Annotated in this window: 27 protein-coding genes; 14 read left to right on the forward strand and 13 right to left on the reverse strand. The window is 53.7% G+C overall.

The features are described 5' to 3' along the window. Together IPN28_04675 and IPN28_04680 are read right to left on the reverse strand one after the other, a co-directional pair. Entirely contained in the window at positions 1 to 780 is a 780-nt protein-coding gene (locus tag IPN28_04675; GenBank protein QQS58121.1) for an FkbM family methyltransferase, read from the reverse strand. Then, positions 777 to 1,496, reverse strand: a complete 720-nt coding sequence (locus tag IPN28_04680; GenBank protein QQS58122.1) for a methyltransferase domain-containing protein — start codon at positions 1,494 to 1,496, stop codon at positions 777 to 779. The genes IPN28_04675 and IPN28_04680 overlap by 4 nt, the downstream gene beginning before the upstream one ends. 195 nt (positions 1,497 to 1,691) lie before the next feature. Here IPN28_04680 and IPN28_04685 point away from each other — a divergent pair, with 195 nt between their 5' ends. Further along, on the forward strand, positions 1,692 to 2,408 hold the full coding sequence (locus IPN28_04685) for a methyltransferase domain-containing protein (protein QQS58123.1): 717 nt from the start codon (positions 1,692 to 1,694) through the stop codon (positions 2,406 to 2,408). A 1-nt stretch (position 2,409) separates the two neighbouring features. Here the strand turns inward: IPN28_04685 and IPN28_04690 are convergent, their stop codons facing one another. The 4 genes from IPN28_04690 to IPN28_04705 are packed head-to-tail and all read right to left on the reverse strand — an operon-like array spanning position 2,410 to position 5,433. After that, positions 2,410 to 3,537 carry a hypothetical protein gene (locus IPN28_04690; protein ID QQS58124.1) on the reverse strand — a complete coding sequence of 376 codons (1,128 nt, stop codon included), beginning with the start codon at positions 3,535 to 3,537 and terminating at the stop codon, positions 2,410 to 2,412. A 57-nt stretch (positions 3,538 to 3,594) separates the two neighbouring features. Further along, positions 3,595 to 4,752, reverse strand: coding sequence for a hypothetical protein (locus IPN28_04695; protein ID QQS58125.1), 1,158 nt, complete (start codon positions 4,750 to 4,752; stop codon positions 3,595 to 3,597). A gap of 46 nt (positions 4,753 to 4,798) precedes the next feature. Beyond that, positions 4,799 to 5,044 (reverse strand): DUF465 domain-containing protein, encoded by a 246-nt coding sequence (locus IPN28_04700; GenBank protein QQS58126.1) that lies wholly within the window; start codon positions 5,042 to 5,044, stop codon positions 4,799 to 4,801. 32 nt (positions 5,045 to 5,076) lie between these two features. After that, positions 5,077 to 5,433 carry a hypothetical protein gene (locus IPN28_04705; protein ID QQS58127.1) on the reverse strand — a complete coding sequence of 119 codons (357 nt, stop codon included), beginning with the start codon at positions 5,431 to 5,433 and terminating at the stop codon, positions 5,077 to 5,079. A gap of 191 nt (positions 5,434 to 5,624) precedes the next feature. Between IPN28_04705 and queC the strand changes: the two genes are divergently transcribed. From queC to IPN28_04740, 7 genes are all read left to right on the forward strand, one after another. Then, on the forward strand, positions 5,625 to 6,335 hold the full coding sequence (gene queC / locus IPN28_04710) for a 7-cyano-7-deazaguanine synthase QueC (protein QQS58128.1): 711 nt from the start codon (positions 5,625 to 5,627) through the stop codon (positions 6,333 to 6,335). 1 nt (position 6,336) lies between these two features. Beyond that, a complete protein-coding gene (gene queD, locus IPN28_04715; protein QQS58129.1) occupies positions 6,337 to 6,693 on the forward strand; it encodes a 6-carboxytetrahydropterin synthase QueD in 357 nt (118 codons plus the stop codon). Further along, entirely contained in the window at positions 6,690 to 7,418 is a 729-nt protein-coding gene (queE, locus tag IPN28_04720; GenBank protein ID QQS58130.1) for a 7-carboxy-7-deazaguanine synthase QueE, read from the forward strand. Before queD ends, queE begins: the two co-directional genes overlap by 4 nt. Positions 7,419 to 7,428: 10 nt before the next feature. Continuing rightward, on the forward strand, positions 7,429 to 7,911 hold the full coding sequence (gene queF, locus IPN28_04725; protein QQS58131.1) for an NADPH-dependent 7-cyano-7-deazaguanine reductase QueF: 483 nt from the start codon (positions 7,429 to 7,431) through the stop codon (positions 7,909 to 7,911). Positions 7,912 to 7,981: 70 nt separating this feature from the next. Beyond that, entirely contained in the window at positions 7,982 to 8,863 is an 882-nt protein-coding gene (locus IPN28_04730) for a sel1 repeat family protein (protein QQS58132.1), read from the forward strand. A 28-nt stretch (positions 8,864 to 8,891) separates the two neighbouring features. Then, on the forward strand, positions 8,892 to 9,581 hold the full coding sequence (locus IPN28_04735; protein ID QQS58133.1) for a peptidoglycan peptidase: 690 nt from the start codon (positions 8,892 to 8,894) through the stop codon (positions 9,579 to 9,581). Positions 9,582 to 10,305: 724 nt separating this feature from the next. Further along, on the forward strand, positions 10,306 to 10,515 hold the full coding sequence (locus IPN28_04740; GenBank protein QQS58532.1) for a hypothetical protein: 210 nt from the start codon (positions 10,306 to 10,308) through the stop codon (positions 10,513 to 10,515). A 7-nt stretch (positions 10,516 to 10,522) separates the two neighbouring features. Here IPN28_04740 and IPN28_04745 read toward each other — a convergent pair whose 3' ends face one another. Beyond that, a complete protein-coding gene (locus IPN28_04745; protein ID QQS58134.1) occupies positions 10,523 to 11,212 on the reverse strand; it encodes a YIP1 family protein in 690 nt (229 codons plus the stop codon). A gap of 271 nt (positions 11,213 to 11,483) precedes the next feature. Here IPN28_04745 and IPN28_04750 point away from each other — a divergent pair, with 271 nt between their 5' ends. From IPN28_04750 to IPN28_04775, 6 genes are read left to right on the forward strand one after another with little or no spacing between them, the layout of a single operon-like run. Next, a complete protein-coding gene (locus IPN28_04750) occupies positions 11,484 to 12,410 on the forward strand; it encodes a MoxR family ATPase (GenBank protein QQS58533.1) in 927 nt (308 codons plus the stop codon). A 21-nt stretch (positions 12,411 to 12,431) separates the two neighbouring features. Beyond that, positions 12,432 to 13,376 (forward strand): DUF58 domain-containing protein, encoded by a 945-nt coding sequence (locus IPN28_04755; protein ID QQS58135.1) that lies wholly within the window; start codon positions 12,432 to 12,434, stop codon positions 13,374 to 13,376. Further along, positions 13,339 to 13,824: a DUF4381 domain-containing protein gene (locus tag IPN28_04760; GenBank protein QQS58136.1), complete on the forward strand. Its 486-nt coding sequence runs from the start codon at positions 13,339 to 13,341 to the stop codon at positions 13,822 to 13,824. The genes IPN28_04755 and IPN28_04760 overlap by 38 nt, the downstream gene beginning before the upstream one ends. After that, positions 13,812 to 14,840, forward strand: coding sequence for a VWA domain-containing protein (locus IPN28_04765; GenBank protein QQS58137.1), 1,029 nt, complete (start codon positions 13,812 to 13,814; stop codon positions 14,838 to 14,840). The genes IPN28_04760 and IPN28_04765 overlap by 13 nt, the downstream gene beginning before the upstream one ends. Then, entirely contained in the window at positions 14,833 to 17,136 is a 2,304-nt protein-coding gene (locus tag IPN28_04770) for a VWA domain-containing protein (protein QQS58138.1), read from the forward strand. The genes IPN28_04765 and IPN28_04770 overlap by 8 nt, the downstream gene beginning before the upstream one ends. Continuing rightward, entirely contained in the window at positions 17,130 to 18,986 is a 1,857-nt protein-coding gene (locus tag IPN28_04775; GenBank protein ID QQS58139.1) for a BatD family protein, read from the forward strand. The genes IPN28_04770 and IPN28_04775 overlap by 7 nt, the downstream gene beginning before the upstream one ends. Before the next feature lie 91 nt (positions 18,987 to 19,077). Here the strand turns inward: IPN28_04775 and IPN28_04780 are convergent, their stop codons facing one another. From IPN28_04780 to IPN28_04805, 6 genes are all read right to left on the reverse strand, one after another. After that, positions 19,078 to 19,653, reverse strand: coding sequence for a hypothetical protein (locus tag IPN28_04780; protein QQS58140.1), 576 nt, complete (start codon positions 19,651 to 19,653; stop codon positions 19,078 to 19,080). 244 nt (positions 19,654 to 19,897) lie between these two features. After that, a complete protein-coding gene (locus IPN28_04785) occupies positions 19,898 to 20,488 on the reverse strand; it encodes a hypothetical protein (GenBank protein QQS58141.1) in 591 nt (196 codons plus the stop codon). Between the two features lie 108 nt (positions 20,489 to 20,596). Then, complete coding sequence (locus IPN28_04790) at positions 20,597 to 21,514, reverse strand: polyhydroxybutyrate depolymerase (GenBank protein ID QQS58142.1); 918 nt, start codon at positions 21,512 to 21,514, stop codon at positions 20,597 to 20,599. Between the two features lie 81 nt (positions 21,515 to 21,595). Next, positions 21,596 to 22,504 (reverse strand): efflux RND transporter periplasmic adaptor subunit, encoded by a 909-nt coding sequence (locus IPN28_04795; GenBank protein QQS58143.1) that lies wholly within the window; start codon positions 22,502 to 22,504, stop codon positions 21,596 to 21,598. 5 nt (positions 22,505 to 22,509) lie between these two features. Then, positions 22,510 to 23,226: an ABC transporter ATP-binding protein gene (locus tag IPN28_04800; protein ID QQS58144.1), complete on the reverse strand. Its 717-nt coding sequence runs from the start codon at positions 23,224 to 23,226 to the stop codon at positions 22,510 to 22,512. After that, positions 23,227 to 24,345: an FtsX-like permease family protein gene (locus IPN28_04805; protein ID QQS58534.1), complete on the reverse strand. Its 1,119-nt coding sequence runs from the start codon at positions 24,343 to 24,345 to the stop codon at positions 23,227 to 23,229. Positions 24,346 to 24,366 lie beyond the last annotated feature (21 nt).

Genomic DNA, 24,366 nt, shown 5'->3' on the forward strand with positions numbered 1-24,366 from the left:
TCAAAGCACTTTCCGGCAGAAAAGCAGGGGTTTGGAAGATTTGCGCCCCTCAATCTCCTCGATGATCGGAAAATACTGTTTCAAAAGATCGCGGACCGCCTGCTCGTTGCAATGCTTGGGATGGATTTCGACGACAAGCATCTCAACCTTTTTCAGCAAATCCGGCTCGGCGGAAAGAAAAGCTTCCTCGGCGCCCTCAATGTCGATTTTCATAAGATTGACCTGCTGATAGCGGCTCAATTCCAGAATCTTGGAAAAAGTGACACCAAGTACCTTAAGGGAGCCGGAATCGGCCACCCTGTGGCTCATGCTGTCGCCCTTGTCGGAAAAAGCCAGATACGACTCATCTTTCCACGCCGCACGGTGCAGGCAATTCCAGACATATCTCTGCTCGTGGACGGGGGCGCGGTTACGCTTGAGGATGTCGAACGTATACGGGTCAGCCTCCACGCTGTAGATTTCGGCGGCCAGATTAGTCGCAAGGCACCACAGGGCAAACGTGCCAATATGCGCCCCGATATCGAGAACCTGCAGCGGCGCCATTTTGGCGATATGCGGCTTCAGAAACGCATATTCCCGGTCGATCAGCACCTCCTTGAGAGCACCCAAATCCTGCCGGCGGAACACCACGGGAAGCTGGTTATAGACACCCGCACCCAGTAATCCGGGCTTTTTCCGGGCAGAAATCAGAAAGCGGGCGGCTTTGTATTTGCTGCCCGTCAGTCGCGACAGCCAGCCCACGGTAGCCCTGAAACTCTTGATGCGCTTGATGATCTTCATGCCGCTTGCGCCCCTTTCCGGGCCACAAAAGTATAATTGACCGTCCATTTTTTCCGCAGCTCTTCGGGATTTTTACCCGCGGCTTTCATGACTGCGCCCTCCAGCCTGTGAATTTGCGTAATAAGCCACAGAAAAACCCATGAAACCGCCGCGACAAGCCTGATTTTTTTCAGCGGCCCCCGGTCGAAGGTTTTCAGATACATATGAAGATACATACCGGCGATATACCAGAAGCCACCGATCCGGCTCATCTCGATGACTTCAAATCCGTGATCCTTCAAAAGCTTGCTCATCGCATATTCCGTAAACCGCGTATAGTCATGCGGCTCGGCATGGATAGGGCAAAGAAAAGGAAACGAAATCAGCAAGACTCCTCCGGGCTTGAGAACGCGGGCGGTTTCCTTGAGAGCATCCGCAGGGCGCTCCAGATGCTCGATCACCTGGGAGGAAATCACCGCATCTCCGCTGCCGTCTTCGACCGGGACATGATAGGCGCTGCCGATGAGGTCAATGTGATGGGAGTCATAAAACCCATCCTCGATATCCACGCCGATATGATCTTTGACCTTGCCGACCAGAACCGGGCCGAACGGTTTGTTCCCGCAGCCGATATCATAAACTTTCATATCTGAAGTAAGATAACGGTCAAAAAGACCGGAAAGCGTTGTTCTGACCTCATCGCGCAGATTGATGACCCCAAAAAACGAATACGCCACGGCTGATAATATCCCTATTCTGAAAGATGGAGGCAGCATGGAGGATATTGAAGGGAAAAACAAGTCGGGGGGTGGGATGTTTGGCATATCTCCTTGTGGGTTAAGGATCGGGAAAAGACAGATTACGCTTTGACCGGATTTGGCTTTTTTGGTACGTTTCGCCTGAAAACCTGTCCTTCATAGAGATATACCCCTGTGGCGCTAAAAAAACTGATCAAGAACATAGCCCTCTCGCGTGGCTACCTCATTATGAATGTCAGCAGGGATTATGACCCGGAGAAGGGTTACACGTTGCATTCCTACACTACGCCCGACGGAAAATTCGACTATGAAAAATACCGCGCCGTTCAAACCCGCGGCAATAAGGATAAAATTGACCGCGTCTGGGTGGTTCGGGAAAACATTGAATTCCTTGCAGCCTATATCAAAAAGCGCATCCCGAAACCCGAATTTGGGCTTTGTCATGGTACGCGCCGCGGGTTGGAGCAGAAATGGTTCAGGGAACTGTTAGGCTGTGACGTATTAGGCACGGAGATATCGGAAACGGCCACGCAGTTTGAAAACACCCTCCAGTGGGACTTCCACGAGGTCAAGCCGGAGTGGATCGAAAAATGCGATTTCATCTACAGCAACTCCTTCGACCACAGCTATGATCCTGAAAAATGCCTGAATGCCTGGATGTCGTGTGTAAAGCCGGGGGGGCTATGCATTCTCGAACACAGTTCTCTGCACAGCTACGAGGGGGCAAGCGAGCTGGACCCCTTCGGGGCGGATTTGTACCAGATGCCCTATCTGGTCACGGTCTGGGGCGCAGGCCGTTACGGCATCAGGGAAATCTTGAAATGCCCGAGCAACCCGAAAAACCTGAAATACCTGAACTTTATTGTCATCCAGAAATTCACGGACGTTTGAGTCACCAACCGCCGAGTCTCAGCCTTAGACTGTTTTGTACCTTCCGCACCGGCGCCATAAGGGTCTTGCCTCCGGGTATGTTCTCCATGATGAATCGCGCGGCCCGACGCAAGCCCAACTCTATTCTGTTACGAAAGGAATAAAGATCTTCGCAGAACCTGAGATAGACCTCGGAAGTTTTCTCTGCGCTCAGCCCCGGATAGGTCGGCTCCTGATCTCCAGTCAAGACGGGGATAGGCTCCAGACCGTAAGCACTCGCAAGTTGATCGTTTCCGGTTTGAAAATCCTTAAAAAAAGTGCCTTGTTCTTTACGGCTTGCAAAAATTTGATATCCCTCAGAATCCGGAAAATGATCGTTGATCGCCCGGAAGGAGCGGGCGGAAACGAAGGCCAGAGACGGATCAGGATGTATAGAATTATAAAGACGCTTGACCTCAAGGACATCCCGGCTCAAGCGGGTGTTGGCCTCGACGTCCTTGATCGTCGCATTTTCAAAACACGCATCTTTAAGGAAGCTGTGACAAAAATCGCGGATGATATCCTTTTTGACGATATGAAAGTTTTTGAGGTGAATGTTGTCTTTTCCAAACGCCTTTTCCCACAATTCAATATGTTTCGCATAATCATAAATATCTCGGGATTGCGCCAGAAATTCTGAATAGCTGGAATCAATCCCGAAGACATTTTTAACGAATTGATTATAAAGCGATCCGGCCAGCTCATCCTGCGGCCGCAAGGTGCAGGTGACACTGATCTTCTCATAGCCCGCGCAGGCCTCCCTGACCTCCTGAACCAGTCGCTCCTCGTTGTCCCAGTACTCCCCGCTGCGCTCACGTTTTTGCAGGTCGATGAAAAAACCTGTCATCGCATAAAAGGATTCGCCGCTGATCAAAACACTCTGGCAGCCGGAGTCCTTGGCCTTTTCCCTTGCGGAGGCCAGAAAAGCAGCCGCCTCTGAGCTTTTTCCGAAAGCCACACGCGAAGCCAGAAAATTAAAAGCGTATGCGCTGTCGTCGTTCTCAGGATAATAAAATCCATATGAACGAAGAAGGGCGCGGTTCAGCGCAAAGAAGTGCTGCAGGCTGGTCGTAGCCGTCTTGTGTGTACCGATATGCAAAAGAAGATTCATGGGGGCATCCAAAAAAATACGGTAAACGTCTTTAGAGACCACGCTTTTTAGAAGCGGTCAAGCGGAGGAGGATCGAAGGCCACGGGCGATCGCCTTCATTCGCGTGTAAAGCGAGGGAAGTCGGTTTCTGAATTCTCCTTTCAGGAAAAGAAGACGTACGGAAATCAGCCGCCACGGGCTGTAATACGCCCGCTCGAAACGCCTAAGGTAAGCAAAAACTGCAGCCGGATCGACAGCAGTTTCAGGCAGAGCAGGGGGATGATCCGGCAGGCTGAAAAACGACCCCGCCGGTCCCCCGAAATTCTGGGCCAGAAGGCGGTTATCCGCCTTGTGCTGCTCCCACACCCGATCCTTGATCTCCGGCGCGATTGAAAAACGTGTGCGCGGCAAGCCCTTGTCCTGATCGAGAGCATTCAGAAGATCAATCGCCGTCCGCTCACGCACTTTGCTTTTCGGCAGCGCATTCAACGCCTTCTTGATCGTCAGGCACTCGGCGCTCCAACTCAAATTCTCAAGCTTCCGGGGAATACTTTCGTCAATTTTCAAATACGCGTCCAAACCTGTACGGGCAAGGAAATCCTGCGCCGTATCTTCGCCGCGCAACACCCCGCGCTCATACGGGACAACGGAAAACTCGGCGGGGTCCATGATCTCCCGCCAGAGATGAACAAGTCTCAGGTAATCCAGGTGCGGCGCCAGAAGTTGCGCGGCCTGCTCATCGTTTTCATAAACCTTCTGCCCCAGAAGCCCCTCATAGCGGATGATATGCCCGATCGCGGATTCCAGCCACAAATCCTGCCGCCGCAGATAAAGCACGATATGGCAGTGCTTGGCGGGCAGGAGAGCTTTGAGCTTTTCGATTTTCTTCCGGTGAAGGGAAAAAAATTCCTCCGGCGAGCCGGCCGCCCAGATTTGCGGAGTACCAAAAAAACTCTCCGCGCTGAGAAGTAAGGTATCGCAGGAATACTCATTCATCTGCTTCAAAAAATTCTCGGCATAGCGCTCCGGCTGAAGATGCGGATAGCGCATGATGCCCGAAAGGGACTCGGCGAAGGCATTATGCTCGACAAGCTCCAGAGCCACCCCTTTAAAAAAAACGTCGGGATAAAGCACACCGCTATCCCAAAGCGTTTCGCGCTCTTCGCTGAGCAAAGCCTGCAGGGAGCTGGTCCCTGTTTTGCTTTGCCCGATATGCAGGATCAGCTTTTCGATCATGCCCGAATGCTAGCGCCCCGCAGGCGGGGAGGCAAGAAGGATAAGTCTAACCCTCGAACCCTTCGATCATCTGCATTAACTCATCTTTGAGCGACAGGCGCTTCTTCTTCAGGTTTTCAAGGTGCTCGTCGCTGCGGGCGTCTATACCCTTTTCGATCCGCAGGACATCCTTGTTAATCAGGTCGTATTCGCTGAACAGCTTCGCAAAGTGCCTGTTATTGGTCTTTAAGGCATGAATCGCATCTTTATGCTCGGGCAATTCATGGGCAAGGTCATGGGGATCGGAAAGCATTGGATAAGCCTTTCTGTTTACGTCGTTATAATTTATTTCACGGAGACGATTTTAAAGGGCAGGGGCGTCTCGTCCTGCTCGGTGATCGAGACATACTCGCCCTCTTTGAAGACATGCTGATCGAACCGGAAAATCGGCTCCTCGTCCAGGCGCGCATCGTCGTACGCGATGGCCCATTGATGCCCCTTGTGATGGACGAGGCGGCCCCTTTGGTCATCTTCATTTTTCCAGAAACGGCGGACAACGCACTTGTCCTTCTGGCTTTTCCAGCCCTCAAGATCCAGATGCCCTGCCCCGTCAAGCGGCGCAACAATCTCATACCCGCACTCGGCAGAGCCTTGCGGGAAATCATGGGTCCGGGCCAGTTCAAGAACAATCTTTTTAAGCACTTACAGCTCTCCTCTATTGTGGACTTCGAAAATAACCTCGCAAGCCGCACAAAGCCTTGACCTTGGTCAAGCCGGGTAGGGTAGGTATGTATAAAAAATTTGCATTTCCGGTCAGGTCTGCTATAACGAGCCCGCCTTAAATAAAGGCGCCGGTCGCAGCCTACCCGGCCAACAAAACAAGGAACAAAACTATGAAAACCCTCGTCATCTGCTCCGGCGGATTGGATTCCGTGACCTTGGCCTATAAGGTCGCCGCCGAACGCACTCTAACACGACTTATCTCCTTCAATTATGGCCAGCGACACACAATAGAACTAACCTTCGCAAAAAAAGCGGCAAAAAAACTGGGTGTCCCACACCATCGCATAGACATTACTGCTGTAGGAAAATTACTCGGAGGTTCAGCCCTTACGGATAATATTGATGTTCCCGAAGGCCATTACGCAGAAGAGAACATGAAGGTTACGATCGTTCATAACCGAAACGCCATAATGCTCGCTATAGCTTATGGCTTTGCTAGCGCTAACGGAGAAGACAGCGTGGCTGCGGCGGTGCATGGTGGAGATCATTTCATTTATCCGGATTGTCGGCCGGACTTTATACATTCCTTCGAGACCATGCAGAACCGTGCGCTTGAGGGAGTTTCGAATATCAGTCTTTACACGCCGTTTCTTGAAAAAACAAAGGCTGATATTGTTTCGGAAGGAGCGAGGCTGGGCGTAGATTTTCTAAATACATATTCTTGTTACAACGGAGGGTTATGGCACTGCGGGCGCTGCGGCACCTGCGTGGAGCGCCGCGAAGCCTTCCATATTGCGGGTGTGGTAGACCCCACAAACTACGAAGACCCCGATTTCTGGATCAAAACGGTTGAAAAAGCAAAAGACAAAAGGGCAATCTAGAATGTACCGCATCGTCAAGGAATACCATTTCTCCGCCGCCCACCAGTTACACCAGCTGCCGCCGGACCATCCCTGCGCCCGGATACACGGCCACAATTATGTCGTCGAGGTCGAGTTGTGCTCCCAAACCCTGAACCAATACGGCTTCGTCCGCGATTACCGCGAACTGGACGCGCTCAAGGAATATATTGACTCAAAGCTGGACCACAGAAACCTTAACGATGTTCTGGGCGACGATCATGTCACCGCTGAACAGATCGCTCGCCATTTTTACGATTGGTGCAAAACGAAATGGCCGGAAGTGACCGCTGTACGCGTGAAGGAAACCCCACGCACCGTGGCGGAATACCGTCCATGACCGAAAAAATCCGCATCAGCGAGATTTTCGGCCCGACGATTCAGGGCGAGGGAACTTTGATCGGCCAGCCGACTATTTTCGTGAGGACAGGGGGGTGTGATTACCGCTGCGTTTGGTGCGACACACTTCATGCCGTGGACAGCCAGTTCCGCGACACTTGGGAACCCATGAAGCCGGAGGCGGTCTTCGCGGATGTCGAAGCACTTTCCGGCGGCAAAGCCCTGATGGTCTCCCTCTCCGGCGGCAACCCGGCGATCCAGCCTTTGGCACCCTTAATAAAACTCGGAAAGGCCAAGGGTTACCGCTTCGCTCTGGAAACGCAGGGCAGTATCGCGCAGGACTGGTTCGCTGATCTCGATGTCCTGACCCTCAGCCCCAAACCGCCCTCAAGCGAAATGTCAACAGATTGGCAAAAATTGGACCAATGTATCGCCGCAGCCGCAAGCAAACCACAAATAGCCTTAAAAATCGTGGTGTTCGACGAACCGGACTATCAATATGCGAAGGAAGTGGCAAAGCGTTATTCTGATCTCCCTCTCTATCTCCAGCCCGGAAACCACACCCCGCCCGCCGGAGACGATAAAGATGGCGGCGCGGTCGATATCGAAGGTATAAACGCCCGCCTCCGCTGGCTGGCGGAAAAGGTGACGGCGGACCGCTGGTACGAGGCAACAATCCTCCCGCAACTTCATGTGCTAATATGGGGCAACCGCAGAGGCGTTTAAGGAAAAAATCATGTCTAAAAAACCGAAAGAAAAAAAATCAATCTACAGCAACCTGACACAGCTTGGTGGCAAGACAGGCCTTCCCGAATCCCCGGAGCGGGCGGTAATAGAGCGAGTACCCAATCCGCATAAGGGTACGGAATATCTCGTGCGGTTCGTTGCGCCGGAGTTCACCTCGATCTGCCCCATCACGGGTGCGCCGGATTTCGCGCATCTGGTCATCGATTACGTCCCCGGCGACTGGCTGGTCGAAAGCAAATCGCTCAAGCTCTTTCTGGGCTCCTTCCGTAACCACGGCGCATTCCATGAAGATTGCACGGTGGGCATCGCCAAAAGGCTGGTGAAGGAGATCAAACCCGTCTGGCTGCGGATCGGCGGCTACTGGTATCCCCGCGGCGGAATACCTATCGACGTATTCTACCAGACTGGCCCCGCGCCGAAATCTCTCTGGTTGCCCGATCAGGGGGTTCCGCCATACAGGGGGAGGGGTTAGGTCTTGAATATTGCCCCTGCATCATGTCCTGTGTTACCCATAGAAACGAAAATAAATTAAGGACCGTATCATGCGTTTTGGCCGCAAAGCTTCTCTGTTCCTACTCCTCCTTTTTATCTTGGTCGCACCGTGCGCTGCATGGAGCGCAGAGCCGAAGCAACAAGTAGGCACTCAACCAGATCAACCCTCTCAAAAAAATGATGAGGCAACGGCCTTGAATGAAACGGCTCCGGAATCCGGAAAGAGCAATATTGTACAAGACGCAGAGGAAAGTCCCAAAAAAGAAGGATCGAATGAGGTTAAACAGATTTTTTTTCAGGCCATGAAGTATGAAACCGGAAAAGGGATGGAAAAAGATATTAAAAAGGCCGCAGAGTTATACGCGCTAGCCGCAGAGAAAGGTCACGTTCAAGCACAGTATAAGATTGGCTTGATGAATGAGGAAGGGGATGGTTTGATTCAGAACTATAGACAGGCTGTAAAATGGTACAGTTTGGCAGCGGAGCAAGGGCATACATTGGCGCAATCAAGCCTCGCACGTCTTTACTTCGACGGCGAGGACGTTGCTCAGGATTACAGGTTGGCGTCACTTCTGGCGCGTTCGGCGGCATCGCAGGGAGATACAGAGGCACAAATTCTTCTCGCAAAAATGTATCATTACGGAAACGGTATGCCTGAAGATTACAAGGCAGCAGTCTTTTGGTATCGCAAGGCCGCAGAAAAGGGCTCCGATTACGCGCAGTACAGCCTTGCGGTGATGTATTTATATGGAAAAGGATTGAGCCGCGATCCCATAGAAGCATACGCTTGGGCGAACATTTCTGCGGCACAAGGGTATTACGAGGCGAAGGAGTTAAGAGAGGAAATCGCAAGAGCCTTGCCTGGAGAAAAACTAATCGAAGCTCAAAATCGCTCAAAAATATACTACAAGAAATACGTCGAGCCTTTTTAATCATTAGCAACAGGGGTCTCAGGAAAAAATGAAAAGCAAGATATTGCTCTTTTTTGTCATTATTTTTCTTGTATGTCCGGCTGTGATATACGCCTACGTTTTTTTTACATCGGCAAATCTTTCCAGCCTTCCACCCCTCCAGGACGGCGATCTCGTCTTCCATACCGGCGACAGCGGCCAGACTCTGGCGATCTGGATGGCTACTGGAAGCCTCTACTCGCATATGGGCATAATCAAAATCGGTGCCGATGGAAATCCCCTGGTGGTCGAAGCCGCAGGTCCGGTGCGTGAAACACCCTTGCAGGAATGGATAGCGCGGGGATGGTTCGGCCGCCTGACGGTAATGCGGGTCAGAGGCCTGACGCCCAAATACGCAAAAAAACTTCTCGAGGCTGCAAAGGAACATTACGGAAAGCCATATGATCCTTTCTTTCTTTTTGAAAAGGAAAGAATTTATTGCAGCGAACTGGTTTATTGGGCCTTTAAGGAGGGCATAGGTGTAGAGATAGGCCAAGTGCAATCCTTCCGTGAACTGGAATACGAGAACGGCACGGTACAATCCCTGATTCTCCTGCGCTGGGAAAAATACCCGCCCTGTCTGGAAAGTGGAATCGACGAACTGGATGAATGTCTGTCCCTGATATACGACCAGAAACTCATAACGCCCATCAGCATAGCCAAAGATCGCAGGATAGAGACGATCTACTCAAACTACTGATCGGCCTACCCCCCCTTCGGAAAAAAGAATAAATCACTTGCTGATAATCCTCGTCAGGCGCGGTATAATGCCGTCCGAAGTCACGTAAAGAAAAGGAACACGGATGCTCACACAGATTGCACAGGTCGTCGCGCTCACGAATTGGGGCAATTCTGTCCTCCGCCGCAAGCTGGATATCAAGGCGGAGAAATTCTGGCCCGAAGGCTCTGTGTTCAAGACCTGCAAGGAGGTACGCTTTACGGATATTGCGGCTGCCGCAGCCAAAGACGGGCCTAAAGACTACGCGCCGGACCCTCTGGCTTGGTTCAAGATAATAGGGGAGCAGCAGGGGCAGCTTCTCCGCCTGCATTACCGCCCTTCGGACAAGCCGGAAATGTCCGACCGCATTGCCTCAGGGTTGGGACAGGGGGGCCGCTGGTTCATCGAGGTCGTGAAGGTGCTGGCCTCCGATTACTGGGAAGCACAATGGGAAAAGGTTGAAAGCCGTGACGAGAGAGTCTGGAGGGTATCCTACAGGCGTGTCTCCGCAAACGAAACTGTTCGCCCCATACCGTTTCGTTCGTCTCTGGAGGAAATCAACTCCCGGCTCGAAAAGAAACTCGCGGAGATTGCCGCGTTCGCAGATGCCCACAAGCAGGCAAAATTCGCGGAAACGTTTCGTAAGGGGCAGAAAATTTTGTCGGAATCCAAAGCACCTCTGGAGGGCGTTCCACACCCGGATATAATGTATGGTCCCCATTTCAGCCTGAAGGCACAAAGGGCGCTGGCGGCTATTCAGGCTGCGTGGGTCTTCGGCGGCAAGGGCACATGGAATGATATCCGTCTGGAAGACGGCAAGGATCACGATACATACGAAAAACTGTCAGACGAGCTTTATCTGAGTTTCTGCAAAGCCATCGTCTACGCCGTCAATTCGGGCTTCACCAAGGAATAGGAGCCTTTCAGACTTGCCCGCTGATTTTGGCCAGCAGAAATGCAGCGCCAAACACGATGACGGCAGCGGCAACAATATAAAGAACCCCAAGCAGAATATTTCCGAAACCCCGCCACGCCGAAGCATAACCCTGAACCTGCGCGACCATATGGCTAAGCAGGATCAGGGACCAAACCGTCGTAAGGATGACAACGGCCAGGTTTGCAAGCTCAAGGGTCATCAGCGGCCCCGATAAATCGCCCCATCGCCCCTTCTGAAAGGAAGATGTAAAAATTTGGCCACCGAAGGCCGAAAGTCGGGGGTAATACATGAGTCCGGATAAAATCAGCGGTGCGTACGACCATACAAGCGCAAGGCGCAGATCGGCCTGACTCGCCCGCCCGCCCAGCCTTCGCCCCCCGCGTTCAATCACATAGCCGCCGATATAGGTCGAAGCCAGAGCGATGGGCGGTCCGATCAAAAGGGAGGCGGCCAGAAACTCGGAAAGGCTGCTGATCTGGTCGCCGACATGGTTATTCTCTCCGCTCTGAAGGACGTTGATAAACCCGTAAAGGCCAAGCAAAACAAAAAACCACAATGGCGAGGGGCGATTTAGAAGAGAGCGAATCGTCGCCCGCGGCCTGAGCCAGATGGAAAGAATGGGGTTCAGAACCTGCCCGGCGGGGCCGTAATGGTCGTCGGGGGTCGGGTATCGCAAGGCTGATGATCCTGATAAATGAGTTGTCCGAATAAACGTAAAACATAAGGGGTAAAACTCAAAATCATAATTTTTTAAGGAAATGCTGTTAGTGGTTTTCATAAGCAAAATCAAGCACTTCATGTTTCCTTTTGCTTTTCTTAAGCGAATGAATAAGATCGGAACACTTCACGCATAAGGGAGAACAACACCAATGGCCAAGGGAAAATCCGTATCGCAGGAACCGGTCGCAGATGTCAAGGCGGACAAAATGCAGGCGCTTGTGGGCGCAATGGAAAGCCGGATCGTCGGCCAGAAAGACCTGATCCGCAGCATGATGCTTTGCCTGCTCTGCGATGGGCATATGCTGATCGAGGGGATGCCGGGCCTAGCCAAGACCACGGCGGCTAAAACATTGGCCGAAGCCCTGGAAGGAGAATTCCAGCGTATCCAGTTCACGCCCGACCTCCTACCTTCTGACCTGATTGGTACTGACATTTACCTCCACGAAACTTCTAAATTCGAATTCCGTAAGGGGCCGCTCTTTCATAACATCATCCTCGCCGACGAGATCAACCGCGCCCCGGCCAAGGTCCAGTCGGCCTTGCTGGAGGCCATGGAGGAGAAACAGGTCTCCGTTGGCCTGCACACCTATCCCTTGCCGCCGCTTTACATGGTTCTGGCCACGCAAAACCCCATCGAGCAGGAGGGCACCTACAACCTCCCCGAAGCGCAACTCGACCGCTTCCTGATGCACTGTGTTGTTGGCTATCCCGATCACGACGAGGAAATGAAAATCCTGGAACTCGATGAAAAGCGGTCCGGCGAACCGGACATAAAAAAGGCGCCTTCCGCAGCGATGTCGCAGGAGGAGATTTTCAGGGCCAGAAAGCAGATCCGCGAAATCTATATGGACCCGAAGATCAAGCATTACGCGGTGTCCTTGGTCAGCGCGACCCGCAAACCCGGCGCCTACAGCCAGCAACTTTACGACTGGATATTGCACGGCGCCTCGCCCCGCGCCACTCTGGGGCTTGTCCACACGGCACGCGCACTGGCATGGCTGCAGGGGGATGGCTACGTCGCGCCCCATCACATCCAGCAGGTCGCGCCAAATATCCTGCGCCACCGGATTATCCCGACCTTCGAGGCCGAGGCCGGTGGGGTCACCCGCGACCGCATTGTCGCGCATTTGCTCGAAGTGGTCGCGGTGCCGTAAGATGGGCGCAAGGGGTCGGTCATGCTGTATCCGGATTTCAGGGAATTGATGGAACTGGGGGTTCGAACGCCGGGAATGGACCTCGCGGCGCGGCGAAAAGCCGTCTCCGTCATGACGGGGGATTATAAATCGCCCTTCCGCGGGCGTGGTCTGGAATTTGAGGAAGTTCGCGCCTACGCCCCGGGTGATGATGTCCGCAATATCGACTGGCGCGTCACCGCTCGCACAGGCCGCCCGCACCTTAAACTTTATTCCGAAGATCGGGAGCGCAGCGTTCTGGTCTGCATCGACCGCAACGACTCCATGCGCTTTGGAACCCGCGTAACCTTCAAATCCATTCAGGCGGCCCGCGCCGCCGCGCTCATCGGCTGGGCGGCCGTTCGGGATAATGACCGCATAGGCTCCTCCCTGTTTGGCAACGTCCCCGAGGGACAAAGATTTTTCGGCCCCCGCCGATCCCGCCGTTCGCTCTGGCGGATGCTCAAACTTTTGAGCGACAAAAAAGACCACTATAAGCAGCCGATGGCCCTCGCCGATCATTTGCAGCTTCTGGGAAAGGCCACCCCTTCAGGTTCCCTCGTTTTTATCATCAGCGACTTTCTCGATCTCGGCCACGATCTCAAAAAACGTCTGGCCGACCTTCATGCCCGCGCTGACGTGGTCCTCATCGCCGTGAACGACCCGGCAGACGGTAAACTGACGAAGGCGGGAACGATTATATTCTCCAAGGGGCAGGAAAGAATTGCGATTGATACCGATGACCGGGAAGGCTTGCGGGCATACGAACGGAATTGGAACCGCAATCGGCAAATTCTGGATGACATGGTTAGATCCCTGCGGCTGGGCTTTGTGCAAATCTCAACCGACCGGGATGTCCGAACGGATTTGGCGCTCGGACTTCGGCGCATCAGGAAGACAGGAGGGCGCGGTGCAGGACCAAAACACACAGCTTCTGGCGCAGCTTAGGGATATCAGGGGCTTTGACCCCTTCCCGTGGTGGCCGATCCCCCCCGGCTGGTGGTTTCTGCTGGCGGCTCTGGCTTTTTTGGGAGTGGCCTTGTGGGCGCTGGAGAGAGCTCTTGCCGCCCACCGCAACCGGAACGTCTGGAAAGTCGAGGCGCTTAAACTTCTTCAAACGCTTGAGGAGGATCGGCAAAAGCCTGTTAAGGATAAAATTGCCTCGCTCTCGATCCTTCTTCGCAAGCTGGCCATCCGTCGCCACGGACGCAAGCCATGCGCGGGGCTGGAGGGGCGCGACTGGCTGAAATGGCTCACCCTTAACGATCCGATCGGCTTTGATTGGGAACGAGAGGGTAAATTTCTGATCGAGGCGCCCTACGCACCCGAAGGTCGCACCGAACACGCCGCGGCTCTCGAAAGAATTATCAAGGCCGTGAAAGGATGGGTGCGGTAATGTTCACCTTCGCCTGGCCTTCGATGATTGCACTTCTTGTTCTGCCACTGGTGGCCCGCTATCTCCTGCCGAAGATCTCCGGCCGCATCGGCAAATCGGTCATCCGCTTTCCGCATCTCGAAATTCTTAAAAAGGCTTTCGGGGGAGTCGCCCCGCAACTCAGCCTGACCCTCAAACTGTTCCTCATACTGCTTTCTTTACTCTGGGTATGCCTTGTTCTCGCGCTCATGCAGCCCCAGATCGTCAATAAAAGAGAAGACATTAAATCCGAAGGCTACGACATCATGCTGGCGGTCGATCTTTCCGGCTCCATGCGGGCGATGGACTTCACCCAGGGCTGGACGCCCGTTAACCGCCTCGATATTGCCAAGACCGTGGTGGGGGATTTCGTCAAGGGCCGCAAGGAGGACCGCATCGGCCTCGTTCTCTTCGGCGACTTCGCCTACCAGTACGCGCCCCTGACCATGGATCACGACGCGGTCGTCAAGATGCTGAGGGAAACGGTGATTTCCATGGCCGGGGACGGAACCGCCATCGGCGATGCCATCGGCCTCTCGGTCAAGGCCTTGCGCGACCGCCCGGAAAAATCCCGGATCATCATTCTCCTCACTGACGGCGAGGATACCGCCAGTTCCCTTCCCCCGTTGCAGGCCGCAAAACTGGCCAGACAATACGGGATCAAGGTTTATGCCATCGGCATCGGGCGCGAAGGCACGGTGGGGATACCCGTCGGAGGGTTTTTCGGCGGCATGGCGATGACAACGAAAAACGACAAGCTCCTCAAAATTATCGCGGACCAGACGGGAGGAAGTTACTTCGAAGCCTCGGATACGACCACTCTGGTCAAGGTTTACGAACAGATTAACCAGTTGGAAAAAACCAAGGCCGAATCGCGGGAGTATGTCATCCGCACGCCTCTATACCGCTATCCGCTTTTGGCAGCTCTGGTCCTCTTTTCCCTGCTGGCTCTTATGCCTCTGGCCCAGCAGTCACAGGGAAGGAGGGCGAATGTCTAGCGCAGCGCAGATATCTGAAATAGCCTATGGCGGTTTTCATTTCTCCGAACCAGAATGGCTCTGGCTCTTGGCGGCAATTCCATCCCTCTGGTTGCTTTATAGCCTCTTTTACAAAGGCGGTCCGGTCAAGGACGACCGCCTCAAAGCCTTCGCCGACCCGCATTTGCTTCCCCACCTGCTGGACGGATCGGAAGGAGGCGCTAAAAAAAACAGCGTCTGGCGCTCGTTACTGATTTGGTCGATAATCTGGCTGTGCGGAGTTCTGGCGATGGCCGGCCCACGCTGGGACTACACCGAAATCGAAGCCTTCCGCCCCGCAAACGCGCTGGTTGTTCTTCTCGACCTGTCGCGCTCAATGGATGTTTCGGATATCAAGCCGTCCCGCCTCGCCCGCGCCCGTCAGGAGATCGAGGATATATCAAAATTATCGCAGGGATTAAATATCGGTCTCGTAGCTTTCGCCAATATCGCGCACTTGATTACTCCCCTGACAGACGACAAGGTCACGCTCGAACGCCTCCTGCCCTCAATAAAAACCGATCTGGTCTACACGCGGGGCAGCCGCCTCTCACCCGCCCTGCACATGGCGCGCAAGATGCTGGAAAATCAAAAAGGGGAGGAAAAACACATTCTGGTCCTCAGCGACGGCGGCTATGAGGAACCCGACGGTCCTATTTACCGCGCCATACGCGAAATCACGGATAGCGGGATGAAGGTCCACGTTCTTGCTATCGGCACCGAGCAGGGCGGCCCGGTCCCCGAGGGCAATGGCGGATACGTCCGGTCTTATTCAGGACAACAGGTGGTTTCTCGGATAGACACCGGCCGCTTGAAGCGCATCGCTTCCGACGGGCAGGGCGTTTACCGTGTGGCTTCTTTTAATGAAGACGACACATTAGAGGTATTGGCGCAAATCAACATCAAAGCGGATGAAAGCGAAGACTCACGAAAGTTGTTGCGCTTTTGGGAGGAGCGTTTTTACATCTTCCTGTTTCCCTGCCTTCTCCTGCTTTTGCCTTTATTCCGGCGGGGAGTGGCTTTTCCGGCCCTCGTAATTATGTCTTTATCACTGACTTCGCCCGCTCAGGCGCAGGACTGGCGCGATCTGTTTCTGACCAAGGAACAAAAGGGGCGTCAGGCACTCGAACAAAAACACTATGACGAAGCCGAGCAGATTTTCGAAGATGACCCTTATCGCCGTGGGGTCGTCGAGTACAAGGCCGGAAAATATGATGAGGCCGAAAAATCCTTCGAGCAGGTCAATCGCCCGGAAGTCGCGCAGGATGCGAAATATAATCAGGGCAACGCGCAACTCATGTCCGGCAAGCTTAAAGAGGCGATAGAAAGCTACGAAAAAGTCCTCAAGGACAATCCACAGCATAAAGACGCACAACACAACCGCGACATCGCCAAAAAAATGCTCGAGCAACAGCAACAGCAGCAGGATCAGCAAAAGCAGCAGGATCAGCAACAGCAACAGGATCAGCAACAGCAGCAGGATCAGCAACAGCAGCAGGATCAGCAACAGCAGCAGGATCAGCAACAGCAGCAGGATCAGCAACAGCAGCAGGATCAGCAACAGCAGCAGGATCAGCAACAGCAGCAGGATCAGCAGCAGCAGGATCAGCAGCAGCAACAGCAACAGCAGAAAAACAACGAAAGCCCTGAGTCTGCAAATCAGAAAAGCGCCGACGAAGAAAAAAATCTGCCGCAGAAATCAGAAAATTCCAAACCTACTAACCCTGAAGAACAGAAAAAGGAGGAGAGAGACACCCAGCAGGGCGCAAGTCAAAATCAGGATGAAGTGCAAGAGCAGAAAAAATCCGAAGAAAATCAGGAGGAGAAGCAGCAGGAAAGCTCCTCACATCAAAAACCGCAGGAGGAAAAGAAAAATTCTGGCGATTTTCCGCCTCATCCCGACCAAGTGAAGCCGAAAGAATCAGAAAAGGAAAAGCCGGAACAGCAACAATCGGAACAAAAACAGCAGGCGCAAGACCAGCCCGAGCAGCAAGAACAACCACCACAGCAAGATATGAGTAACACAGCACAAAACGACCAGAGACAACAGCAGGCTCAACAGGATCAAAGCGGGCAGGTTGAACCGACCAAGCGCCCGAGCCTGCGTGACCAGGCCAACCAGCAGAGGTTGCGCGATCAGCGCCCTCGCACACAGCAGGATGTCAACGCCGATCAATGGCTCAGCCACATCGATAGCGACACCGAGACCTTTTTGAAAAACAAATTTTATATTGAATCCTTGCAGTCAGGAGCAACCGAAGGAGGACAGACATGGTAAAAGCGCGCCATTTTCTCGTATTCTTGACTTTTATTCTGATGTTATGCGGGTCATGGACGGCATGGGCGGCAAGCTTTAAAGCCCAAACAGACCGTTCGGAAGTGTCCCTGAACCAGACCCTAACGCTGACCCTGACAGTGGAGGGAGCAAATAGTGCAGGCACACCCGATTTTTCAGCCCTTAAAGGCGATTTTCGGATTGTATCCCAGGGTCAATCCTCAAATTTCAGCATTATTAACGGCGCTTATTCATCCCAAATTGTCTGGAACCTTGTTCTCATGCCACTCCATGAGGGGGAAATCATCATCCCGCCCCTGAACGTGCAGACGGATCAGGGTAAGGTAAATTCACAGACGCTCAAGTTGATGGTCACAAAAACGGTGCGTAATACGAACATTTCTAAAAACAAACAAGGCCGCGATGTCTATATCGACGCGGCGGTCAGTGACCGCACCCCTTACCGCAACAGCCCTGTAGTTTTTACGGTCCGCTTGGTAGCTGCGGCGGCCGTCTCCGATATTTCCTTCGGCGAGTTGAAGATAGACAGCGCCGTCGTCGAAAAACAGGGGGAGCCAAAAGTTTATGATGAGATTCAGGGCGCAAGGTCGGTGAAAATCATTGAGTTGCGCTATCTCGTAACCCCGCTTCAGGACGGACCACTTAAAATCCCGTCTTTCGTTTTTCAGGGCATGGTCAGGGGCCAGGCCCGCAGCACCTCTCCCTTCGGCGGATCGCCCCAGGATCCCTTCGGAATATTTCAGGATTTCGCTTTTCTGGCAGACATCATGGGCCAGCCCTTTACCCTGACCTCGGACGAAATCATGCTGGAGGTCAAAAAAGACGCCGCGCAGATGGACCCCTGGATTCCGGCCGAAGATTTGAAAATCTCGGATGCCCTGGAGGGTGCAGAAAAAGCCAAAGTCGGTGAACCTCTCTACCGCCACCTGACTCTGGTGGCGAAGGGAAACGTCGGGGCCATCCTTCCCGATCTCAACGGAAAGATAGCATCGGAAAACGACTTTCGCATTTATGCGGAAACCCCGCAAACGGGCTTAAGCATAAGTCAGGACGGAAAGTCGGTGTCGGGCTGGCGTGAGGAAATATATACGCTGATCCCCCAGAACGGCGGGGCGTTGACGTTGCCCGAGATCAAGGTTCCGTGGTGGGACATAAAAAACAATAAGGTCGCATATGCAATCGTTCCGGGCCGTACGATCAATGTAGCGGGCGACAGAGCCGCACAATCTGGAAATCAGACTCCCGCCACCTCGCAGACCGGGCAAGCAGGGCAGCCGCAGGGGGAAACTCCGACCACAGACGATGCGGAAGAGGCCAAACTCCTGACGCGGGATACATATATTTTTTGTGCATTGGCGCTTCTGGGCACCGTAGGTTTACTTTTAACCTTGTATTTAATTCGGGGAAAACAGCCCAAGACCGCGCAACCCGAACAACCTAAGGAGACGCCGTCAAACGGCAGGCCTGTTGTCCGCAAACCCGTGCCTCAGCCCGCAAACGAAGATAAAATATCGCCCGCCGACTTGCATAAGGCCGCAACGCTGGACGAACTCAAAAAAATGATCGTGACCTTCGTGGTCCAGAGAGCGGGAGTGCGCCCCGCCGCCTCGCTCAAGGACATCGCGCTGCATATTTCCAAAGGGCTGGAAGGCGATATGCGTGAACGCGCGGAAAAAATCTTCGCCCGCCTCGAAGCAGCCCTCTATGCTGGACAGGAGACGCCCTTCGAACCCTTGAAAGAAGATTTTGCGCGAGTGCTGGAACAGTATGCCCGCCCGAAAAAGGATCAGGCGGTAAAAGTCGATCGCCTCGGCGCCCTGAACCCCAGTTGACAATATCCCAAAAAAGACGAACCGGCCCGAAACCTCCGGGGGGAAGGCGGGCCGGTCCGGCCGGCTTAAGAGGGTGGGAACCTCTTAAGCCTTAGTCGTAGCGGATATTGATCCGGTTCGTGTTCACGCGGTAATGCCCATCCAGAAGCCCGAGGACGGAACGGACGATATCGTCCTCATGCCTGCGGAAACCGTAAGGGTTTCTGCTATAGGTATAGGCAAGGATAAATCCCTCCCGAGCGGCCTTGTCGCGGTAAAACCTGTGGCTCGGAACGCCTCTGAAATTGCCACGGCTGTCCACGACGATCAGCAGCGGCAAACGGGCGTGCGTACCTTTCAGGCGCTTGGGGACGTGCAGGTCGAAACTTTTGCGCCAATCGTAACGGTTATTGTATCCGCCATAACGGTCCCATTGTTTATCGTAGTGTTTCCGTTTTTTCCAGTCATAGCCGCCGCGGTGATCGTCGCCATCCTCGCGCCAGTTATCCTCGCGGTGGTCGTCGTCGTCGTCCCATCGCCCATGATCGTCGTACCCGTAATCGCGGTTTTCGGAGCCACCCCACTTGCCACCATGATGGTTGTTACTATCGGCCAAAGCCGTTCCGGATGCCGCCGCGCTCATCAGCAGCAGCGAAAAGGTCAGCAGTGTTTTTTTCAATTTGGGCATCGTAAAATCCTTTCACACAAAGTGTTGCCTCACCTATGCAACGAGGAACCGGACGATTCCCTTCTAAAAAGTTAATGACGAAATAGGGGGGATATGAACGCGAAAAAAAAGCCATTGTTTCCGGGAACCGCATCGCAGGATACTAAGGAGTATTTGAGAAAAGGAAGCACAGACAACGGCCCGAAGCCTCCGGGGGGAAGGCGGGCCGTCCCGGCCGGTTAGGAGAGAGGGTACCTCTTAAGCCTTAGTCGTAGCGGATACTGATCCGGTCCGTGTTCACGCGGTAATGCCCGTCAAGCATATTCAGCACGGTCTGCACGATAAGGTCGTCCGTATGGCCGTCATCGTAAACCCGGTGCCCCTTTACAAGCGCATAGGCGAGGATGAATCCTTCGCGGTGCGCCTTTTTCTGAAAGAACACGCGGCTGGGTTGTCCGCGGAATTCTCCCGTGCTGTCCACAACGATCAGCAGCGGCAGGCGCCTGTCCACTCCCTTCAGGTAGCTGGGAGCATGAAGGTTGAAGGCCTTGCGCCAGTAGTCTTCGTTATAGCGTTTCTCGTAATACTTCCCGTCATGGGAATTTTGCTTCTTCCGCTTCCAGTGGGGGTCGTTCCAGTTGTCGTCCTCTACGTCGCGCCAACCGTTATCCGGGCGGCGGTCATCGTCGCCGTCATGGTTTCCGCGATTGCCGTAGTCGTAATGTCGGCTCTCGGAACTCCCGCCGCCCGAAGAACCGTTGCGGTGGTCGTCGTCATGAGCCAGTGCCGTGCCGAAAGCCCCAGCGCTCATCAGCAGCAGCGAAGCGGCCAGAAGTGTTTGTCTCATTTTGGACATCGTAAAATCCTTTCACTCAAAATGCTGGCTCATCTATGCAACGGGACATCGGGCGATTCTATTCAATAACAGAAATGAAGAAAACTGTGGGAGTATATCAGCAATAACCTACTCCGTCATCTCCATGAAAAACGCCCACATTTCATCGGTGGCGTTGAGGGCTTGAGAGGGCGCGTCAGCCTTTTTCCGCCCAGCCCGTCCACCCGGCCAGGAATGCCCGCCGCCCTCGATGATCAGATGCCGCACATCTTTCCCCTTCGGGCAGTGATAATCGTAAAGGATGACATCCTTCTTGTATTGAATTTTCTCCGGCTTGGCCTTGCATCCGTTGCGTTTCGCCCAGTATTCGGATTGCCAGAGCGCGGGCTTCATCGGCGTTCCATCCCACGCGTCCTGAATCCGGCTCACATTTTTTCCACCGTCCATTTTAATATGCTTGTCGGCGGTGCCGTTGATGATGAACGCCGCAACCGGCCCTTTAGCTCTTGGCTCATCGCCGAACATCGTGCCGACCACGGGAGCAATAGCCGCCACTTTATCCGAAAGTTCGATCCCCGCCCTGTGGCTCATCATCGCTCCGTTCGACATCCCGGTCACCAGAACCCGGTCGGGATCGACGGGATAGTTTTCAACAAGATGATCGATAAGCGCACTGAGAAATCCCGCATCGTCTGTATTATTCTCCATCGCATAACCGCAGCAATGCCAGAAATTCCAGGTTTTCAGGATTTTTCTAAACCGCCCGCTGCCGCTCGGATAAGCCACGATAAACCCTTCCTGATCGGCCTTCTTGGAAAATTGACTCATCTTGACCCCGTTAGAGTCATTCCCGCCGCCGCCATGAAGCATCAGGACCAGAGGGACTTTTTTCTTGGAGCCAAGAACACGCGGAGGAACATGGAGCGTATAATAGCGCTCCACCCCGTCATGGGTCATGGTCATGCGCTCTGAAGGACTCTCCCGCAACGCATGGACCGGAGCCCAGAGAACACATAGAACCAGAAAAAACACGGCAAAACGGGTCACAAAAATCTCCTGCGGGATTTCTTGCATTTTAACCCGATTGGAGCAACAAGGGAGCAGGGAATTTGTAATATTTTGTAAGCCCTATTTATCGGCGGGTTCTTCGATATAGACATCCATCTGCTGCCCAATATAAAGCCCCTGAACATCGGCGGGCAGGGCGTAGATGATCTGTAATACCCGGGTATCAACCCGTTGCCCGGAGACGGCAAGGTTCTGCTTCGGCTCGACATAGGGTTCGGTCCTGACGAATGTGAGAGGATAGGCTTTATCCGTCACCCCGCGCAGCAACCCTTCGGCAGTGGCGGATTTGGTAATCCGACCGGCATTTTCCTCGTCGATTTCAACCCGCACATGTAAGGAGGAAAGATCGCCCATGCGGATCAACGGCGGCGATACGATGCCCGCAGACGCAAACTCGCCCGGCCGGATATTAATGTCCAGAATAGTCCCGGCGGAAGGCGCACGCACAGTCATCCGCTCCTTGGTCGTCTGCGCTTGCGCCAGTTGTGTCTCCGCCTCTTTAACTCTTGCCGATGCGAACTCGGCGGCGAATTTCCCTCGGTTATATTCATCCTTTGAAACGGATTGCGGATTACGGACATCCTGGATCAGTTTAAATTTATCAATAGCATCCTCGGCGGCAATCTTGGCGGTCTCCAGAACGGCCGTATAACGGGCTATTTGGGCGTCGATATCCCGCATATCGAGCGAAAACAAAGCAGCTCCCTCTTTGACCGTATCTCCGGCCTTCACATGAACGTTGCTGACCAGACCCGAAATTTCCGTCCCGATGGCCACGAGTTCGCCCTTGGGTTCGATCACCCCGATCCCGGAAACCGAACGCGCAAAGCCGCTCTCGGGGGGCGGGGCGTCGGGTGCTTTTTTCGGAACCTCCGCACGGGTCAAAACCGAAAAAAGCGCAAAACTGAGTGCAAAGAGAGCAACGAAGGGCAGCTTCCATCCGCGGGTCCGTCTCCAGAGTTTCATCATGTAATTCACTCCTTATGAATATAGTCTTCCGGTTTGTGGTCGCCGGTGATCGTTCCGTCGCTCATCTCAAGAATTCTGTCGGCAAAATGATAAATCCGGTTATCGTGCGTCACCACCAGCACCGCGCGTTGATGATCGTTGGCAGCCGAGCGCAGAATCTCCATGACGGACTGCCCGGTTTTCGCATCAAGAGAGGCCGTCGGCTCATCACAAACGATAAGATCGGGATCGTGCACGAGCGCCCTGGCAATCGCCACCCGCTGCTGTTGCCCACCCGAAAGCTGCCGAGGCTGCTTGTGCAGATGCTCCCCCATCCCGAGCGTTTCAAGGATTGTTGAAGCTTTCGCGCCGGCTTCCTTCATAGGAATGCCGCCGGCGATAAGCGGAAGGGCTGCATTTTCGACCGCCGTCAGGGCCGGAAGCAGATTGAATTGTTGAAAGATAAAGCCGATATGCTCCCGCCTGAAAATCACTTTCCGGCGGTCGCTCAGGTCGGTGATCTCGGTACCCATGACCGTAACCGTCCCGTCCGTGGGGGTCAGGATGCCCGACATGATCGAAATCAGGGTCGTCTTCCCGCATCCCGAAGGTCCGACCAGCATCGTCAGTTCGCCCATCCGCACCATACAGGAAACATCGTGGATCACGCGGTTGGAGCGCCCGTCACCGATGGAAAAGTCCTTGTTGATATGCTCGATATTAACGGCTTCGGACATAAACATTTAACCCCTGAACACGATAGCGGGATCAAGCTTGAAGACTTTCCGCAAGCTGAAAATAATTGAAAAAAGCGTAATAATTCCAATCACAACAGACGTCCCGACCATAACCTGCCACCTCAGAATAAACCCCTTAAGGGCCGGAAGTTCTGCGGTAGACTGAAAGAAAAAGGCTGTCAGACCAATCCCCAGTGCATAACCGATACACGCAACGACAGCGGCCTGAAGCAGAACAACCCGCAGAAGCTGACCGTTGGTAAAACCGATCGCCTTCATCGCCCCGAATTGCTTCAGGCTCTCGATGACAAAAATATAAAAGGTTTGGGCCGTGATCGCCGCACCGATAATGATGCCCAGAACAATGGTAATTCCAAAATTAATAGGAATACCGGTGCGTTCAAGAATATACCGGATGCTGCGCCAGGCAAACTCCTCCTGCGTCAGAGCTTGCAGCCTCGTACGCTCGATAATTCGCTTCTTAAGCGCCTGCAAATCCTCTCCCTCCTTACCCTTCACAAGAACGAAGGGCAGCTTATTGCGCGTGGGTGGAGTAATTTCTACAGCCGTCTCATAGGAAACATAAAGGATAGGAAACGTAAAAAAAGTAGGCATGACATCGCACACGGACGTCAGCATCAGGCGGTGATCGTTCAGTTCGATCGGGCGAGGCACGACAACCTTCTGCTTGGGCCAGGTAAAAAAATAGCCGTTCTGGTCCATCATCGCGTTCTGCGGACGGCGCAGGCTTTTCTTGTCCCCGATAATCATCTTCGGGCAAATCCCGACCAGGGAAACATCGTCCACGCCGATGAGCTGAACCTGCTGCGTCAGCCCGTCGGGCATACGGATCGTCGAAAGCCCCTTGTAAAACGGAACCGCCCATTGCACACCGGGAACGCTGCGGACGTTATAAAGCTCGACGGCACGCATCGGTTCGACCTCTTCGATATACCGGACACGCGTATCCATCACCCAGATATCCGCCTCCGAAACGGCATAAATCGCGCTGGCCGTGCGGGCCATCAGGCTGATAAAAATGGAAACCTGCTGGGACATCAGGAGCGTCGCAAACGTAATGCCGAAAATCAGGCCGAGATACTTGGCCGTGTCGCCCATCAGGATTTTCAGCGCGATACCGTTCAT

The sequence above is a fragment of the Alphaproteobacteria bacterium genome (genome assembly GCA_016699735.1).
Classification (GTDB): Bacteria; Pseudomonadota; Alphaproteobacteria; order Micavibrionales; family Micavibrionaceae; genus JAGNKE01.